At 50.4% G+C, this 17500-nt stretch carries 10 protein-coding genes, 1 tRNA gene and 1 pseudogene; 6 read left to right on the top strand and 6 right to left on the bottom strand.

Annotated features, from left to right (window positions below; genetic code table 11):
• Positions 1-440, top strand: a pseudogene (locus IQ260_RS13015) (16S rRNA (cytosine(967)-C(5))-methyltransferase); the annotation flags it as partial.
• Positions 441-459: 19 nt separating this feature from the next.
• Here IQ260_RS13015 and glpK read toward each other — a convergent pair.
• The 4 genes from glpK to gghA form a co-directional block, all read right to left on the bottom strand.
• Positions 460-1944: a glycerol kinase GlpK gene (gene glpK / locus IQ260_RS13010; RefSeq protein ID WP_193993540.1), complete on the bottom strand. Its 1485-nt coding sequence runs from the start codon at positions 1942-1944 to the stop codon at positions 460-462.
• Between the two features lie 76 nt (positions 1945-2020).
• On the bottom strand, positions 2021-2410 hold the full coding sequence (locus IQ260_RS13005; RefSeq protein ID WP_193993539.1) for a VOC family protein: 390 nt from the start codon (positions 2408-2410) through the stop codon (positions 2021-2023).
• A gap of 223 nt (positions 2411-2633) precedes the next feature.
• Positions 2634-2924 (bottom strand): DUF6679 family protein, encoded by a 291-nt coding sequence (locus IQ260_RS13000; RefSeq protein ID WP_193993538.1) that lies wholly within the window; start codon positions 2922-2924, stop codon positions 2634-2636.
• Between the two features lie 254 nt (positions 2925-3178).
• A complete protein-coding gene (gghA, locus tag IQ260_RS12995; protein ID WP_322744948.1) occupies positions 3179-5692 on the bottom strand; it encodes a glucosylglycerol hydrolase in 2514 nt (837 codons plus the stop codon).
• A 507-nt stretch (positions 5693-6199) separates the two neighbouring features.
• Here gghA and ggpS point away from each other — a divergent pair.
• The 3 genes from ggpS (at position 6200) to IQ260_RS12980 (ending at position 10557) form a co-directional block, all read left to right on the top strand.
• On the top strand, positions 6200-7711 hold the full coding sequence (ggpS, locus tag IQ260_RS12990) for a glucosylglycerol-phosphate synthase (protein ID WP_193993537.1): 1512 nt from the start codon (positions 6200-6202) through the stop codon (positions 7709-7711).
• A 132-nt stretch (positions 7712-7843) separates the two neighbouring features.
• Positions 7844-9517, top strand: a complete 1674-nt coding sequence (locus tag IQ260_RS12985) for a glycerol-3-phosphate dehydrogenase/oxidase (protein WP_193993536.1) — start codon at positions 7844-7846, stop codon at positions 9515-9517.
• Positions 9518-9558: 41 nt separating this feature from the next.
• A complete protein-coding gene (locus tag IQ260_RS12980; protein ID WP_322744947.1) occupies positions 9559-10557 on the top strand; it encodes an NAD(P)H-dependent glycerol-3-phosphate dehydrogenase in 999 nt (332 codons plus the stop codon).
• 9 nt (positions 10558-10566) lie between these two features.
• Here the strand turns inward: IQ260_RS12980 and IQ260_RS12975 are convergent, their stop codons facing one another.
• The gene (locus IQ260_RS12975) at positions 10567-12126 is read right to left on the bottom strand and encodes a hypothetical protein (protein ID WP_193993535.1); all 1560 of its coding nucleotides are present in this window, start codon (positions 12124-12126) and stop codon (positions 10567-10569) included.
• Positions 12127-12720: 594 nt separating this feature from the next.
• Here IQ260_RS12975 and psaA point away from each other — a divergent pair.
• Together psaA and psaB are read left to right on the top strand one after the other, a co-directional pair.
• Positions 12721-14988, top strand: a complete 2268-nt coding sequence (gene psaA, locus IQ260_RS12970; protein WP_193993534.1) for a photosystem I core protein PsaA — start codon at positions 12721-12723, stop codon at positions 14986-14988.
• A gap of 23 nt (positions 14989-15011) precedes the next feature.
• Positions 15012-17216, top strand: a complete 2205-nt coding sequence (gene psaB / locus IQ260_RS12965) for a photosystem I core protein PsaB (RefSeq protein ID WP_193993533.1) — start codon at positions 15012-15014, stop codon at positions 17214-17216.
• 188 nt (positions 17217-17404) lie between these two features.
• Here psaB and IQ260_RS12960 read toward each other — a convergent pair.
• Positions 17405-17477, bottom strand: a tRNA-His gene (locus IQ260_RS12960).
• Positions 17478-17500 lie beyond the last annotated feature (23 nt).

Here is a 17500-nt window from a genome sequence, read left to right as displayed (position 1 = left end):
GACTAAGGCTAAACAGCATTGAAACCGTCATGGGTGACAGTCGCAACCATCCCGAATTTAAAGGCATCGCTGACCGCGTACTGCTGGATGTGCCCTGCTCTGGCCTCGGTACCCTGCATCGCCATGCCGATGCCCGCTGGCGACAAACTCCCTCGGGCATTGCTAACCTCACTATCCTCCAAAGAGAACTGCTCGAAGCCGCTGTGGACTGGGTCAAACCCAACGGTGAGCTAGTGTATTCCACCTGTACCTTGCACCCCGACGAGAATCAAAACCTCATTCAGACTTTTCTCACCGATCACCCCGACTGGCAAATTTCTCCTCCTAACGCAGAGTCTCCTGTAGCTCCCTTTGTTATCGACCAAGGCTGGGCCACCGTGTGGCCCCATCAAGACAACATGGATGGTTTCTTTATGGTGAAACTAAAGCGTAGCGCTTGACCCAGTCATGCTTTTCTGCCTAAGCAATCCATCCTTTAGCTCGCTCAACCGCCCGCTGCCAGGTCCCAAAATTTTTCTGGGCGGCGGTCTGGCCTGCACCAGGCTCAAAGGTTTGATCGATTTTTCGACTGTTGACTAAGGCGGTATAGTCATCCCAAAATCCAACGGCTAAGCCAGCTGCAAAGGCTGACCCTTGAGCAGTGGCATCCAACACTGCAGGTCGCTCCACCGGAATTCCCAGTACATCAGCCTGATACTGCATCAAAAAGTCATTTTGGCAGGCACCGCCATCGACCTTCAGAGTTGTAATCGGCGTACCGCTATCATCGTTAATCGCGGCGACGACTTCACGGGCCTGGTTGGCGATGGCCTCCAGCACGGAGCGCACCATATGAGCCTTGGTCGCTCCTCGGGTCAGACCTAAAAACGCGCCGCGAGCGCCCATGTCCCAGTGGGGAGCCCCGAGGCCGCTGAGGGCAGGCACAAAGTAAACATCACCGTTATCTTTGACAGAGTTGGCTAAGGGCTGACTGTCTGCAGCGCTGTCAATAATCTGCAAACCATCCCGGAGCCATTGGATGCAGGCTCCTGCCGTAAACATACTGCCCTCTAAGGCATAGCCTAGGCCGTAACTGCCCTCTTTTGCCGTTGTCCAGCCAATCGTGGAAAGCAGCTGGTTTTTGGAACGTACGATTTCCTGACCGGTATGGGCTACTAAAAACGCACCTGTGCCATAGGTACACTTGAGTAAACCGGGGCGATCGCAACCGTGGGCAAACAATGCGGCCTGCTGATCGCCCAAAATTGCAGCGATGGGAATTTCTACACCAAGCAAACTTGGATCGGTATAGCCAAAGATTCCCTGGCTGGGTTTGATCTCCCCCAGTAGCGATCGCGGCACGCCAAAAATATCGAGCAGCGTTTCATCCCACTGCTGCGTGGCCAGATTCATTAGCAACGTCCGGCTGGCATTGCTATGGTCCGTGGCATGAACCTTACCGTCGGTTAAATTCCACAGTGCCCAGGTATCGATAGTGCCCGCTAGAACGTTATCTAAGTTTTCGGGCTGAACCTTGTCTAGCAGCCATCGTAGTTTCGTCCCTGAGAAGTAAGCGTCTAAAAATAAGCCGCTGCGCTCGTAAATATCAGCTTTATGTTCGGCCAGGGTGGCGCACATATCTGCGGTGCGGCGGTCTTGCCAAACAATAGCCCGATGCAGGGGTTTACCCGTTGTTTTATCCCACAGTACACAGGTCTCTCGCTGAACAGTGAGGCCAATGGCGGCAATATCACTAGCGCTGATATTGGCTTCGCCGATAGCTGTCTTCATCGCCCACTGCACCTGCTGCCAGATCTCTGTGGCATCATGCTCCACCCAACCGGGCTGTGGGTAGTACTGGGTCAACTCTTTATAGGCCTGACCCACAATGTCACCTGCCTGGTTAAACAAAATGGCACGGTTGCCAGTGGTACCCAGGTCCAGAGCCATGACGTACTTCGACATTTATGATTCCTCTTGAAAATAGATTAAGTAAAGATTATTGGGTAAACCAGTCGGATGTGTGCAGCCCCCCAGTCGCTCACATCAGGTTTTCAAACAGACCAATCAAGTTACCTGCAGGGTCACGACAATAGGCGATTTTAAGATTGAAATCGCTATTTTGAGTAGGCGGCTCATCAAAGGGAACCCCTGCTTGGCGTAGCTGGGAGTAGGTGCTGTCTAAATCAGTGATGGTAAAAATTAGAACCGTTTTATCCTGGCTATCAGCGATGGCAGGTTTATCACTGGTATGGATAATGGACGCCATTTCCTCTTGCTTAAACAGAGAAATGGTCTGTCCGGCCACTTCAAATTCGGCATAGCTTGGGCTTTCTACAATAGTCGTCAGACCGAGGAGATCGCGATAAAACCTGCAGCAGTAGCTAATATCTGACACGAGTAAGCGCGTAGACGCGGCTTTGACATCCATGGAAAAACCGATCTAATTAAAAGAACTCTACCTATTGTGTCGTGGGTTTTCCTTTGTGCAAAGCAACAGGGGAAGTCTTAGGGGAAATTAATAAAGGTTAGGGAATGGTCTAGAAACAAAAAAGGAGGGTGCATAGCCGCACTCTCCCGGAACAATTTTTTAGGTATTGATTTCTTATCAGGTCTTAAATTCTCTAGGGTGCGATCGCTAATGCCGCTTAACGCTACTGATGATCGTCTTGCTCCAACAGCCGGGATAGCTGACCGCGAATGGCGTCTAGTTTTCGGTCAACTTTAGGAACAGTGAGTAACCTCACCTCAACTTCGGCAATATTGTCAATGCGGGTAGTTTTTTCCCACAGTTTGCGTTCAACCTCAGACTCAGATTCGTAACGGAACGTAATGGTAGTGTTGGACACCTCTAAAATTTCCACGTTCTTAAACCAGCCGTTGCTGCTCTTTACATATAGCCAAACGCTACCTTGGCCAACGAGTTCTTTGAGCTTTTTTTCCATATGACATTCCCCAGACACTGCACAGGTCTCCAAGAGATAATGCTGTCTTTTCTTAAGATTGATTTTACAATCTTAGCACTTTGAAAAGTTATATGTAGACAAAAAATGAATGTCTTATAATCTCTAAAATCTTTTGGTGACAAACAATTGAAGCCTCCCATTAATTGTTGTCAGAGAAAAATGCCCCGAAGCCTGGCTTCGGCACTATTTGGGTTTTGGTGATGGATTAATAACCGTGGTTACAGCAGAAAAGATTATTTTTTGCGTTCAAACAAAACTCCCTGGCTGTCTTTTAAGGTGAAGTGACTTAAGTTTTTGAGATCCGTATCAAGGTTGAGGTCGGGTGTTGCGATCGCAACCTCCCATTCCTCCATGGTTAGCCCTAGCCACGCCTCCAAATCGATCGTGAACGGCTCTCCTCCCATGTGCGCCACCATCAAGATGGGAGACGTCCCTGGTTCGTGAGGATTACTCCGTACCCCATAAAATACAGTGCGCCGATCATCGCTAATGCGGTTAAAGCGGTCATGACCAGTCAAATTCTCCTGTAACCAAGGATGGCGACGGCGATATTGCCTCAGAATCAGATGGAATAAGGCAATGTCCCCATCAATTTGGTCATAGGCACGGGAAACATTGCATAGATCATGGCCATCTTCCATAAACGCCATGGCAAATTTTTTGAGCTTAGGCACGTCTAAATTCACCAAAAAGCCTGCTAACGAAGACTCATTTAACTCTGCTAGCGTTGGCAATTCACAACTGTCTGTATTTGGACCTAGGCACTGGCTACAGATGGTCGCCACCTCCTGCAAGTTATAGTCTGTCGTTACCATGGCCTCCTGCAGCGTTTTAGAAAAATCCTGCAGCTGTTGAAAGTCACGAAACCCCATCTGCTTAAGCTGAGGAAAAAACTCAGGTAGCTCGTACATCTCAGGCTCAATCTGCCAGTCAAGAAAACTAATTTCCTCTGAGACCACCTTGACGCCATACTGGTCGTCCGTATTTCTAAAGAATCCCCAAGGGGCCCCCACATTGGCATTAATGAAATCCATGGGCAGACCGGGACTAAAACCGCAGACCCAGAGCTGTGTAGCCGGATTGTTGTAGGCTTTATGGAGAACATCTGGCAAGGTCTTACCCAGATTCCAGTTAATCGGCTTATTGGTCTCAACCTGGGTACCCCGCCGCAACGTGTCGTCGTTGCCACAGCCAGTAATCCAGCGGTCACCCTGAAAAATCACCTCACCCACCCGACGCCATTTACGATCCCAAAATCCTCTGAGGGAGGGTGTATTGTGGGCAAAAATCAGCGGTCCCCACTGAAATGATTCCGGCTTTTGTTCAATTAACTCTCGATAGCGAGAAATCTCTTCCCACCCTTCCTGAGGCCAGGGGCGACCATCCTCAAAAACGGTAAACATCAGCCGTCGATAGCCATTGATATCCTGCACCACATCGCTCATGGCCAGGAGATAGGCATCATCTTGTTCTATCCGGTCAGTCAGCGGGTTAAAAAACCGAAAATCTTGGCCCCCATCCACACGAATACCGTCAGCCCCCGTATTGATTTTGCGCCGCTGCATCTCTAGTAAGATGGCTCGCACCTGGGGCAGCTGGTGGTTGAGGTCTTGACCATACATGTTCGGTCCTTTGAAGAACTGATGGTTCATCACCTCTAGGGCCTGGTTATCAGCATGACCATAGACCAAGTCATAGATCAGCTGAATAGGTCCCTCAGAAAAGTTATGAAGGGTGGCAATAAAGTCGATTACCTCGTCGGGGCGCAGACTCCCTAGGACAGCTGGATTGGTTGCTCCTGATCCAAGAATTGGCACATCGTACCCCCAGTTTTGGGTGTCGGGCTTTCTTAAAACAGCCTGCGTGATTTTAGAGACAGGAGCAGCCGTGTCTTTGTCTGTCCCGTCTGCCTCAGCCACCGTTGGTTGCTCAGGAAGCAGAGCAAAAAACTCGTAATCAATGTGGGAATCTTCACGTCGGTACTCAATGGTAGGCTCTACCGGCAGTAATTGAATGGCATCATAGCCTGCATAGACAGCTTCTTCAGCCGTGAGGGTTTCTCCAACAGCTAGCTTGTCTGAGATGCATTGATAAATTTCGGTCAGACCTTCAAACGTCCCCTGGGAAGAGGCCGTTTTAACATGAATTTGCAAGATATTAGTCGGTGCATCTAGACGGGGAATATCAGCGTCGCTATAGCTACTACCTGTCCGCCGAAAATAGCTACGGTCGGCCCTTTGACGCTGGAGCAAGCGCATGTCATACAGCTCTGCCGGGGCAAAGACACCATAGGGCAAAGAGTAGGCTAGCGGATCGCGAATAATGTGTACCCGCCCGTCTTGATCGGTATAGCGCAGCCAGTAAAAACAGCCCGCGCGATCGCGACGTCCCGGACGCATGCCTTCAATGACTCCCCACACAAATTCTCCCTGCTTGACTAGGGGAATTTGCACCTTCTTAAAGGTCACAGTTTGCTCAGGGATGCGAAAATCAATATCCTCTGTTGGCGTATAAACCTCCAACACAATTCGATCTTCTGACTGGATAATGTCACCCGTGAGATCGGGAGTCCAAAATCCTACCTCGGTTAGCCGGTCAGCCCGATAATGAGCCCCTAGTCGTCGAGCAATTTTCTGGGCTTTTTCAAAGAATGTCGCTTCTGAGCGTTGAATGCTCTCGGCCCACATCAGCAGGCTTTGGGTTTCATCTTCAACTAGTTGAATTCGTTTAGGGGCAGTTGCAATCACCGATGGATGTCTCGTTGTGAAGGAAGGATGGGATGCATGGAGGTAGCAGCGGTACCATGAGGTTCGAGATACTCAAACCCCCTATGATCTACACTGACAAAAACCAGGCAACGTTTTGTGTGCCTTAAGTATCTTTACCAAAGAGGGCGCCAGGAAAAGAGCGCAAGATTAATATTATTTTTAAAGCAGCTAAGTATAAAGATTATGACTGTGGGGCCTGTGCTATGAAACTCACTTGATTTTGGCGCTGTCTGCCCATTGCAGCAAATGGACATCTAAGTCTGTGATGACAATTGCTAAATCAAGGTTCGGCACGATAACATATCTTAATGTAATACAGAGCAACGATGTATCGTTAAAAGTTACAGACAAATTCTAGTGATTCTGTAATGAGCTATTTTTAGGCTTAACAAAGACGGCTTCATGTAAGAGTTGTTCTTGTTAGGTCTTGTTTTGTGTAAACGCCACACTCCTTATCGCTGTTGAAAAACTGCAGGAGAAATCAATATGAAATCTTCCCTGGTGATCCTATACCACCGTGAACCCTATGACGAGGTAATGGAAAATGGCAAGATTTACTACCGTGAAAAGAAGAGTCCAAACGGGATTGTACCCACACTAAAGAGCTTTTTTGCCAATGCCGATCAGAGTACCTGGGTCGCATGGAAACAAGTCACTGAAGCTGAGCAAAAAGGCTTTATTGATCGGGTGACCATGGAAGGGGGTAGCGATAGCTGTGTTGTCCGGCGCATCCCCTTAAATGCCGAACAGGTGCGCAATTTTTATCACATCACCTCCAAAGAGGCATTCTGGCCAATTTTGCACTCTTTCCCCGAGCACTTTACCTATGACAGCTCTGACTGGGAAAACTTTCAGAACATTAATCGTCTATTTGCCGAGGCTGCCTGTGAAGATGCCGCTGAAGATGCACTGATCTGGATCCACGATTACAATCTCTGGCTGACGCCTTACTATATTCGTCAGCGGATGCCCAACGTGAAGATTGCGTTCTTCCATCACACCCCCTTCCCAGCGGCAGATGTATTCAACATTCTCCACTGGCGAAATGCGATCATCGACAGCCTACTATGCTGTGATCTGTGCGGATTTCATATTCCTCGCTACGTTCAAAACTTTGTGTCCGCAGCCCGCAGCTGCCGTGAAGTGGAAATAGTAGAGCGCATTCCTGTACCAGAAGCGTTTACCAAGACTGGCACGGCCCTAGCCGAACCTGAAATGGTCACCAAACTACGTCACAACGGGCGAATTGTGACCATTGATGCCTTTCCAGTGGGGACCAGTCCGCAAAAGATTCACGATGTGGTGATGCGCTCTTCGATTCAAGAACGGGTGCAGACATTACGGGCTGAAATCGGGGATAACAAACTCATCATGTCCGCTGGTCGCGTGGACTATGTCAAAGGGGCCAAAGAAATGCTGGCCTGTTTCGAGCGTCTGCTAGAGCGGAGCCCCCAATATATCGGTAAAGTCAATCTGATGATGACGGCCGTGAAGGCTGCCAAGGGTATGCGGGTATATCGCATTGCTCAGGAACAAATTGAACAGATGGTCGGCCAGATTAACGGTCGGTTTGGCACCCTCAACTGGACTCCGGTGCAGATCTTTACGGAGCCCCTGCCCTATGACGATCTGATGGCACTCTATAAAGCCGCAGACATTTGCTGGATTTGTCCGCTGCGGGACGGTCTGAACCTGGTTGCTAAGGAATATGTGGCCGTACATAACGGTGAAGATGGTGCGCTAATCTTGTCGGAGTTTACCGGTTCTGCAGTGGAGCTACCCGATGCCCTGCTGACCAACCCCTATTCCTCCACTCGCATGGATGAGTGCATTGATGCCGCCCTAGAAATGTCCGCCGAGGAGCAGGCAACACGGATGAAGAAGCTACATAAGGCTATTTGTCGCTACGACGTGCAGCAGTGGGCTAACCACTTGTTTAGGGAAGCGAAGGCCACGGTAGCAATAGAACCAGAGACAAAGGAAACGGTAGAAGTTTAGGTCAAATCATGAATTGTGGAGGCTTTGCATACAAAGCCTCTACAATTTCTAAAAATCTGTGGCATCTTGAAACATGGGGAAGCCCATGTTCGTAGTCGGATACATCTGCAGATCGTGACTTTGGTAGCAACTATGCGTGATTACTCAACGGTTGAGGCGACAACCTACGATTTGATTGTGATTGGTGGTGGCATCAACGGGGTCGCTGTGGCCCGTGATGGCGCGCTGCGCGGTCTTAAGACAATTCTGATCGAGAAGGGCGACTTTGGTGGCGGTACTACGAGTTGGTCCAGTCGCTTGGTGCATGGCGGACTGCGCTACTTAGAGTATTTTGAGTTTAATTTGGTGCGGGAGTCCCTGCGAGAGCGGGAGATTTTGCTGCAGACGGCCCCCCATTTGGTTAAGCCGATCCAGATGACGATTCCTATCTATGCTCAGGGCTCCCGTAGCTACTGGGAGATTCAGGCGGGGATGGTGCTCTATGATCTACTGAGCTATGACAAGAGCTTACCGAACCACCGGATGCTGGGGAATAAAAAGATGCGTCAGCTCTTTCGTACGGTGGAGCCGGAGGGCTGCCGAGGGGCGGCGCAATATTATGACGCCCAGGTGGAATATGCTGAACGGCTTTGTTTGGAAATAGTGCTGTCAGCCCAGGCGGCAGGTGCCGATATGCTGAGCTATATGACCGTGACTCAGCTGCAGCGCAGTGGTAACCGGATTGAGTCGCTGGTGTGCCGTGATAGTGAAACGGGCGAGGTGTTGGTGATTCGAGGTCACGACGAAACGGTGGTGATCAATACCTCAGGTCCCTGGGTGGATCAGATCTGTCGTAGTGGTGTGCAAGGCAATGCACCGGCCCCCGTGGGTAAAACTCGCAAAATTGGCGGGACGCGAGGCAGCCATATTATTGTGGATAAGTTTCCGGGGGCACCGGATGAGGCCCTATATGTAGAAGCGTTGACCGATGGCAGACCTTTCTTTATTCTGCCGTGGTTGGGTATGTGTTTAATTGGTACAACAGATATTCGATTTGATGGGGATTTAGATAAAGTTCACGCTAGCAATGACGAAATTGATTATCTAGTTAATGAAACCAATCGGGTTATTCCTTCTGCTCAGCTATCCAGAGAACTGGTGCGGTTTACCTACGCTGGGGTGCGACCGCTACCCTACGCTGAGGGCAAAAAGACTAGCAGCATTACCCGCAGCCATGTGCTGTATGACCATAAGCCTGAGACTGTGGAAAATATGGTGTCTCTGATTGGGGGGAAACTGACCACCCATCGTCAGGTGGGTGAAGAAATGGTGGATGCAGCGCTGAAAAAACAGCAAAAACCTCGCAGTCATTCTGCCACTAGACAGGCCCCTTTACCCGGTGCGATCGCACCCACCGAGACTCAAACACCCACGGCGGCTCATCGAGACGTGGCGGCCCATTTGCTATCCCTCTACGGCACTCGCACTCCCCAGGTATTGGCAATTGTTGACGAGTTTCCTGAATTGATCGAGCCGATCGTGGCCGGGCAGCCAGATATCAAGGCTCAAATTGTTTACAGCGTTCAGGCTGAGCTGGCCCGTACCTATGTGGATATCTGTCGGCGGCGCACAGCCCTGGCGATGCGCGGTAACTATGGGTTTGACGCCTTGCCGGTGTTAGCAGATGTGCTGAAGCGCTACTGTGGCTGGTCTGCGGAAAGATGCGATCGCAACGTGATGGACTACTACACTTACATGCGCGATAACTGCATCCCCGACTATCAGATGGATCAATATCAGCCGCCCGTGGCGACGCCCGTGGCTTAGGCTAGATATAAGCGCTTAATCTTGAATGGGGAGCTTGTCTCGTGGTTACTTCGTCTGCACCGTCTGAAACGCCGACCATTCCGCTATCCGAAGCGCTAAAGCAAATGGCTCGGGTTACCGTCCTAGGCTCTGGGGCTTGGGGTACGGCCTTGGCTAGGCTCGCCTTAACTAACGGCAATCAGGTGCAGATTTGGTCAAGGCGAGGGCCGTCGGAGCTAGGCCCCGCCGTGGCCGATGCCGATATTGTGGTGTCGGCGATTTCCATGAAAGGGGTGGCTGCCCTGGCGAGTCAGCTGCAAGCAGCAAAGCTGAGACCGTCAACCATTTTGGTAACGGCTACAAAAGGATTAGACCCAGAGACCACACGCACCCCTTCAAAGATTTTTAGGGATACGTTTCCTAATAATCCGATTGTGGTGCTGTCGGGACCTAACCTATCCAAAGAGATCGAAGCCGGGTTGCCTGCGGCCACAGTAGTGGCCAGCACAGATGTGGCCGCAGCGGCCCGAGTGCAGCAGGTCTATGCATCAGAGTCATTTCGGATCTATACCAGTCCTGACCCAGTAGGGGCAGAGTTAGGGGGGACGTTAAAGAATGTGGTTGCGATCGCAGTCGGCGTATGCGACGGCCTCAAGCTGGGTTCCAACGCCAAGGCGGCGCTCATTACCCGCGCGATTCCTGAAATGCTTCGGGTGGGTGTGCACATGGGTTCCCAGGTAGAAACGTTCTATGGTTTATCCGGACTAGGAGATTTATTGGCCACCTGCGACGGCTCCCTTAGCCGTAACTATCGCGTGGGTTATGGCCTGGCCCAAGGCAAGGTCTTAGACCAAATTTTAGATGAGCTGGGCAGTACCGCCGAAGGTGTAAATACCACTCACGTATTAATTGACATGGCAAATCGCGAGGGTATTCCCGTCCCCATTGCCCGTCAGGTGCATCGCTTACTACGAGGTGTGGTGACACCGCAAGAAGCGGTTGAAGGGTTGATGGAACGGGAATTAAAGCCAGAAGCCTGTGATTTAAAGGCTAGAAATTAAGGCTAGAAATTAGCGATCGCGATCATAGGTTTGCATTGAGCGATCGCGATAATCATAAAGCCGCTGTAAGTACCGTCGCTCTTTGGCAGGACTGGCTTCAGCACTGGGCGTTGCCGCTTCATCAATGTCGTCGGATATATCCGTTGGCTCAGCCGCTTCGTCTTTAGGAGAGGCCTCGCTAGGTACAGTCTCCAAGCCTGTCGCTGCTTCTAGATTGAGACTTGCATCTTCTTCTAAAACATCAGCCCTGTCCGTTTCTTGAACAGGTTCAATTTCCTGAACAGGCTCCTGAACAAACTCGGGCTCCTGAGCAGACTCGGATAGCTGATCATCTAAGCTGGTTGCCTTAGGTGCATCTTCTTCTATGGCCTTGTTGTCAGGGCTGTCCAACGATTCTCGCGGGGCAGATTCAGTTATCTCAGGCTCAGTTATCTCAGGCTCAATCACCTCAGGCTCAGTAACCTCAATCACCTCAGGTTCAGTAACCTCATATTCAGGAGCCTCAGGCACAGCCCTAGCATTTTCTAGCTCATCGTTTTCCAGCGCGGCGCCGTCATCAACGGCGGTATCTTCCATCGGTAACGGTTCAACAGGGACTATCACCTCAGGAACTGGGGGCTCATAGGATGGATCGACAATGCGCCCCACATCCGCCAAGGTTAGATCCTCTCGGACAATTTTTGCCAGACTGTCATTCAGCTCAGGGTCATACTCAATCAGCCGTACGGTGTTATTAAAAACCCCTTCAATGGGGTTACCCTCGTCATCAACCAGCGTGAGCTGCACCCAATTTTTTCCTGGCTGCAGGCCCTCTATATATATGGACTCCCAATCATCGAGGATAAGGCTATCGCCATTAACGGTGTAGCGCACGCGCCAGTCCAAAATCATCGGGTTATCTTGGGCAATTTGATGGAGTGGAGCATCCGTCAAATAAAAATCCAATAAAACCGGTTCAGCCCCATAGGTACCAATCGGGCCTCCATAGGTAAGCAGTGGCTGAGTAGCGGTTGGAAAATTTTCGTCCGTTTCAGTAAAAACGTGAAATGTGGTCTGGGCATAGGCACCCTCATTTTTGAAACTTTCATCCCAAGGCCGAGTGGCAAAAGCCCGAATCGTATGGGTGCCAGGGGTCAAATCCTTGAGGACAATCGGCTGCTCGAGATCATAAACCGAACCATAGGGCTGGTTGTCGAGGAGCAGCTCCACATGGGGGCCTAGCTGTAGAACTTCGTCCTTATATATTGGTAAATCTTGCACGCGCAAAACGACACTCACAATGGTGTCATCAAAGACTTGATTCGCCTTGGGTTGTTGGATTTGGATCTGGGGAGCGTAGCGATCGAGCCAGGGGGCTAACTGCTGAATCAGCGTAGGTGCAGACACCTGCTTAATCGTCGGACGGGAAGTAAATGATGCGTTTGATGATTCCCTAATCGTTGACGATGAATCGACCGATTGGGACGAGCTACTGCAGCCGACCAGCAGCAACAGTGCTGTACAGACAAGGGTTTTAGCTAATTTTGCTAGGAGCGGCTGAAGGTACCCCAAAACAGAAGCCAAAGTCATGGTGTAATTTCCCAAACGGCGGTTAGGTCAGATGCTATCGATATCAAATCGAACAAAGCTATGCATGATCGATACTAGCTGGCCGTCGCCCCAGGATGAGCAATGGAATTAGCGTTCGCCACTAGGCTGCCGCAGAAAACCACTTAGTAATTTACAAAAAGAAATAAAAAGAGACATAGAACCAGGCCAATTACAATTACATCGACTATTAGCAAGTTTTATGGCGCTGATTAAGAAAAGAAAGTTGATTTTTTAGAGTTTTGTGCGTGTTCCTTAACGTGTTACTAAATCCAAGTCCCTTCATTGAGATTTGTTAATATCAGGGCGATTTGGACTCTGTTTTGTGCAAGCAACTACCTTGCGATCCTTATCCTAAGAGGATTTCGGAGGTTGAATTATTGTTAACTCGACGAGGGATCGGTGAGGCACCGAGTCTATAATGCTCAGGAGCAATCCTATAAATGCCGAGTGTCGGCGTTTCTACTGCGTTAACTTCTCAGTAGCAAATGTTCGCAATTGTTTCGTTAAGAACCTTTTGCTGACCTCAACGTTTTTAGGCTGTTCGTTACTTTGTCTAGAGAGAGGAGAGTCTCCATGACAACTACCCCGCGGGAGCGGGAGGCAGAAGTCAAGGTAGCAGTTGATGAAAATCCGGTACCCGTTTCATTTGAGAAATGGGGTAAGCCGGGGCACTTCAGTCGCTCCTTGGCTAGAGGACCCAAAACTACCACTTGGATTTGGGATCTTCATGCCGACGCTCACGACTTTGACAGTCACACCAGTGACCTAGAGGACATTTCTCGTAAAATTTTTAGTGCTCACTTTGGCCATTTGGCCATTGTGTTCATTTGGCTGAGTGGCATGTATTACCATGGCGCTCGGTTTTCTAACTTTGAAGCTTGGTTAGCAGATCCCGTTAATGTTCACCCCAGCGCTCAGGTAGTTTGGCCTATTTTTGGTCAGGAGATCCTGAACGGTGAAGTGGGTGGCGGCTTCCAAGGTATTCAAATCACGTCTGGTTTGTTCCAGATGTGGAGAGCATCTGGTTACACCAACTCCTTCCAGCTTTTGTGTACCGCCATCGGTGCCTTGGTTATGGCTGGTTTGATGATTAATGCTGGTGTATTCCACTACCACATCAAAGCTCCTAAGCTCGAGTGGTTCCAGAACGTGGAGTCCATGATGAACCACCACCTGGCTGGCTTGTTCGGCCTAGGTTCATTGGGATGGGCTGGTCACCTCATTCATGTATCCCTGCCTACTAACAAGTTGCTGGATGCGGGTGTGGCGCTTAAGGATATTCCTTTGCCTCACGAGTTCATCTTGGATAAGGCACTGATTGCAGACTTGTACCCAAGTTTTGCTCAAGGGATCAAGCCATTCTTCACCCTGGATTGGGGTGTGTACTCTGACATTCTGACCTTCAAAGGTGGTCTTAACCCGGTTACGGGTGGTCTTTGGATGACTGATATTGCGCATCACCATGTGGCGATCGCAGTTATGTTCATCTTTGCTGGCCACATGTACCGCACTAACTGGGGTATTGGTCACAGCATGAAGGAGATCTTAGAAGGTCAGAAGGGCGATCCGTTGCTCTTCCCTGCTAAGAATGGCCATGATGGCTTGTTTGAGTTCTTGACCACGTCCTGGCATGCTCAGCTGGCTATCAACCTGGCTATGGGTGGTTCGGTAACGATTATTGTGGCGCAGCATATGTATGCGATGCCTCCTTATCCTTACCTGGCAACTGACTACGCCACTCAGCTGTGCCTGTTCACCCACCATATGTGGATTGGCTCGTTCATGATTGTGGGTGGTGCTGCTCACGGTGCGATCGCAATGGTTCGTGACTACGATCCGGCCATGCATGTCGACAACGTGCTCGACCGCGTCCTACGCGCTCGTGATGCCATCATCTCTCACCTCAACTGGGTCTGTATTTTCCTAGGCTTCCATAGCTTTGGTCTATATATCCACAACGACACTATGCGTGCTTTGGGTCGCCCCCAAGACATGTTCTCCGACAGTGCGATTCAGCTTCAGCCCATCTTTGCTCAATGGCTGCAGAACCTGCACACCCTAGCCGCTAGCGGTTCCACGGCGCCTAACGCTATTGGTCCTACTAGTGTTGCCTTCGGTGGTGACCTGGTTGCCGTTGGTGGCAAAGTGGCCATGATGCCCATTGCGCTTGGCACGGCTGACTTTATGGTGCACCACATTCATGCGTTCACCATTCACGTAACTGTTCTGATTCTGCTCAAGGGTGTGTTGTATTCCCGTAACTCTCGTCTTATCCCCGATAAGAGCGAGCTGGGTTTCCGCTTCCCTTGCGACGGCCCCGGTCGTGGCGGCACCTGCCAGGTATCTGGTTGGGACCACATCTTCCTAGGTCTGTTCTGGATGTACAACTCCATCTCCATTGTGATTTTCCACTTCAGTTGGAAGATGCAGTCGGATGTATGGGGCACGGTTTCCGGCGGTGCGGTATCTCATCCTGCAGGTGGTAATTTCGCAACTAGCGCCATTACCATCAACGGTTGGCTCCGCGACTTCTTATGGGCTCAGGCCTCTCAGGTCATCAACTCCTACGGTTCGGCTGTGTCCGCCTACGGTTTGATGTTCCTAGCCGGTCACTTTATTTGGGCATTTAGTCTGATGTTTCTGTTCAGTGGCCGCGGCTACTGGCAAGAGCTAATCGAGTCTATCGTTTGGGCTCACAACAAGCTCAAGGTTGCTCCGGCAATCCAACCTCGGGCGCTGAGTATCACTCAGGGTCGTGCGGTTGGTGTCGCTCACTACCTCCTCGGCGGTATTGTAGTGACCTGGGCGTTCTTCCATGCTCGAATTCTGTCGATAGGTTAGCGGGGAGGACTTAATAGAAAACTATGGCAACTAAATTTCCAAAATTTAGCCAAGACCTCGCACAGGATCCAACTACAAGACGGATCTGGTACGGAATTGCCACATCTCATGACTTTGAAAGCCACGATGGCATGACGGAGGAGAATCTTTATCAAAAGATTTTTGCTTCTCACTTTGGCCACCTGGCAGTCATTTTCCTCTGGGTCTCTGGCAACCTGTTTCACGTAGCTTGGCAAGGTAACTTTGAGCAGTGGATCCAAGATCCCCTCAACGTTAAGCCCATCGCCCATGCGATTTGGGATCCTCACTTTGGTCAGAATGCGGTGGATGCGTTCACCCAAGCTGGCGCGACTGGCCCCGTTAACGTAGCGTTCTCTGGGGTCTATCACTGGTGGTACACCATCGGTATGCGGACCAACGGCGACCTTTACGCCGCGTCCCTATTCCTCTTGGTGCTGTCCTCAATCTTCCTGCTTGCAGGTTGGTTGCACCTACAGCCCAAGTTCCGTCCCAGCCTGTCCTGGTTCAAAAATGCTGAGTCTCGCCTTAACCACCACTTGGCTGGTTTGTTTGGTGTCAGTTCTTTAGCTTGGACCGGTCACCTGGTACACGTTGCAATTCCTGAGTCTCGCGGTGTGCATGTCGGTTGGGATAACTTCCTAACCGTTGCACCTCACCCCGCTGGCTTGGCTCCTTTCTTCACTGGAAACTGGGGTGTGTATGCTCAGAGTCCTGACACTGTAAATCATGTGTTTGGTACATCTGAGGGTGCCGGTACTGCAATCTTGACCTTCTTAGGTGGTTTCCATCCCCAGACAGAGTCTCTCTGGCTGACGGATATGGCTCACCACCACCTAGCCATTGCGGTAATCTTCATTATTGCTGGCCATATGTACCGGACTAACTTCGGTATCGGTCACAGTATCAAAGAGATCCTCAATGCTCACCAGCCCCCCAGTGGCGGTTTGGGTGATGGTCACAAGGGTATGTTTGATACGCTCAACAACTCCTTGCACTTCCAGCTAGGTTTGGCACTGGCTTCCTTGGGTGTTGTCACCTCTGTGGTAGCTCAGCACATGTATGCGATGCCTCCTTATGCCTTCATGGCTAAGGATTACACCACCATGGCTGCGCTTTACACCCACCACCAGTACATTGCTGGTTTCATCATGATGGGTGCCTTTGCCCACGGTGCGATCTTCTTGATTCGTGATTATGATCCTGCTGCGAACGCTAACAATGTGTTGGCTCGTATTTTGGATCACAAAGAAGCGATCATCTCTCACCTGAGCTGGGTATCTCTGTTCCTCGGTTTCCATACTTTAGGTCTCTACGTACACAACGATGTTGTAGTTGCCTTTGGTACTCCCGAGAAGCAAATCCTGGTTGAGCCTGTGTTTGCTCAGTGGATTCAGGCGGCTTCTGGTAAGGCTCTATATGGCTTTGACACACTTCTGTCCAACGCTGACAGCGTAGCGACTGGTGCGGCTAGCGGTATCTGGCTACCGGGTTGGTTTGAGGCTATCAACAGTGGTACGAACTCTCTGTTCTTGACCATTGGCCCTGGTGACTTCTTGGTACACCATGCGATCGCACTGGGTCTTCACACCACTACCTTGATCTTGGTCAAGGGTGCGTTGGATGCCCGTGGTTCTAAGCTGATGCCCGACAAGAAGGACTTTGGCTATAGCTTCCCCTGTGACGGCCCCGGTCGTGGCGGTACTTGCGACATCTCTGCATGGGATTCCTTCTACCTAGCCATGTTCTGGATGCTCAACACGATTGCGTGGTTGACCTTCTACTGGCACTGGAAGCACCTGGCCATCTGGTCTGGTAACGTGGCGCAGTTTAATAACAGCTCCACACACCTGATGGGTTGGTTCCGTGATTACCTATGGCTCAACTCTTCCCAGTTGATTAATGGCTACAACGCCTACGGCATGAATAACCTGTCTGTTTGGGCATGGATGTTCTTGTTTGCTCACCTGGTTTGGGCAACTGGATTCATGTTCTTGATCTCCTGGAGAGGTTACTGGCAGGAGCTGATTGAGACCATCGTTTGGGCTCATGAGCGCACTCCGTTGGCTAACCTAATCAGCTGGAAGGACAAGCCTGTTGCGCTGTCCATCGTTCAGGCTCGTTTAGTCGGATTGACTCACTTTACAGTGGGCTTCGTCCTCACCTATGCGGCCTTCTTGATAGCATCAACGTCTAGTCGCTTTGGCTAACCGTTCAATGCTTCCTTAGGATAATGAAAAAGCCCTTCAGCTAGGCTGAAGGGCTTTTTTTAGTGACAGATAATAACAAAAACCTCCCTCATCGGGAGATCGCAGACAAGCTCGTAGTCCCTGGCTGTTGGATCACTTAGACACCGTTAAGGCAAAAAACGATGCGGGATAAAGAAAATCCTAAAAAGGGCGAACGACGGGGGTCGAACCCGCGAATGGTGGTACCACAAACCACTGCCTTAACCACTTGGCTACGCTCGCCATATTCTGAAACTATATAATAT

The organism is Leptolyngbya cf. ectocarpi LEGE 11479, from assembly GCF_015207065.1.
Classification (GTDB): domain Bacteria; phylum Cyanobacteriota; class Cyanobacteriia; order Phormidesmidales; family Phormidesmidaceae; genus Leptothoe; species Leptothoe ectocarpi.
This window is presented reverse-complemented; position numbering and strand designations above follow the sequence as displayed.

Coding starts and splice junctions, on each gene's coding strand:
- psaB (WP_193993533.1), top strand. CDS start 15,012: ATGGCAACTAAATTTCCAAAATTTAGCCAAGACCTCGCACAGGATCCA.
- IQ260_RS12985 (WP_193993536.1), top strand. CDS start 7,844: ATGCGTGATTACTCAACGGTTGAGGCGACAACCTACGATTTGATTGTG.
- IQ260_RS13000 (WP_193993538.1), bottom strand. CDS start 2,924: ATGGAAAAAAAGCTCAAAGAACTCGTTGGCCAAGGTAGCGTTTGGCTA.
- psaA (WP_193993534.1), top strand. CDS start 12,721: ATGACAACTACCCCGCGGGAGCGGGAGGCAGAAGTCAAGGTAGCAGTT.
- glpK (WP_193993540.1), bottom strand. CDS start 1,944: ATGTCGAAGTACGTCATGGCTCTGGACCTGGGTACCACTGGCAACCGT.
- IQ260_RS12975 (WP_193993535.1), bottom strand. CDS start 12,126: ATGACTTTGGCTTCTGTTTTGGGGTACCTTCAGCCGCTCCTAGCAAAA.
- ggpS (WP_193993537.1), top strand. CDS start 6,200: ATGAAATCTTCCCTGGTGATCCTATACCACCGTGAACCCTATGACGAG.
- IQ260_RS13005 (WP_193993539.1), bottom strand. CDS start 2,410: ATGGATGTCAAAGCCGCGTCTACGCGCTTACTCGTGTCAGATATTAGC.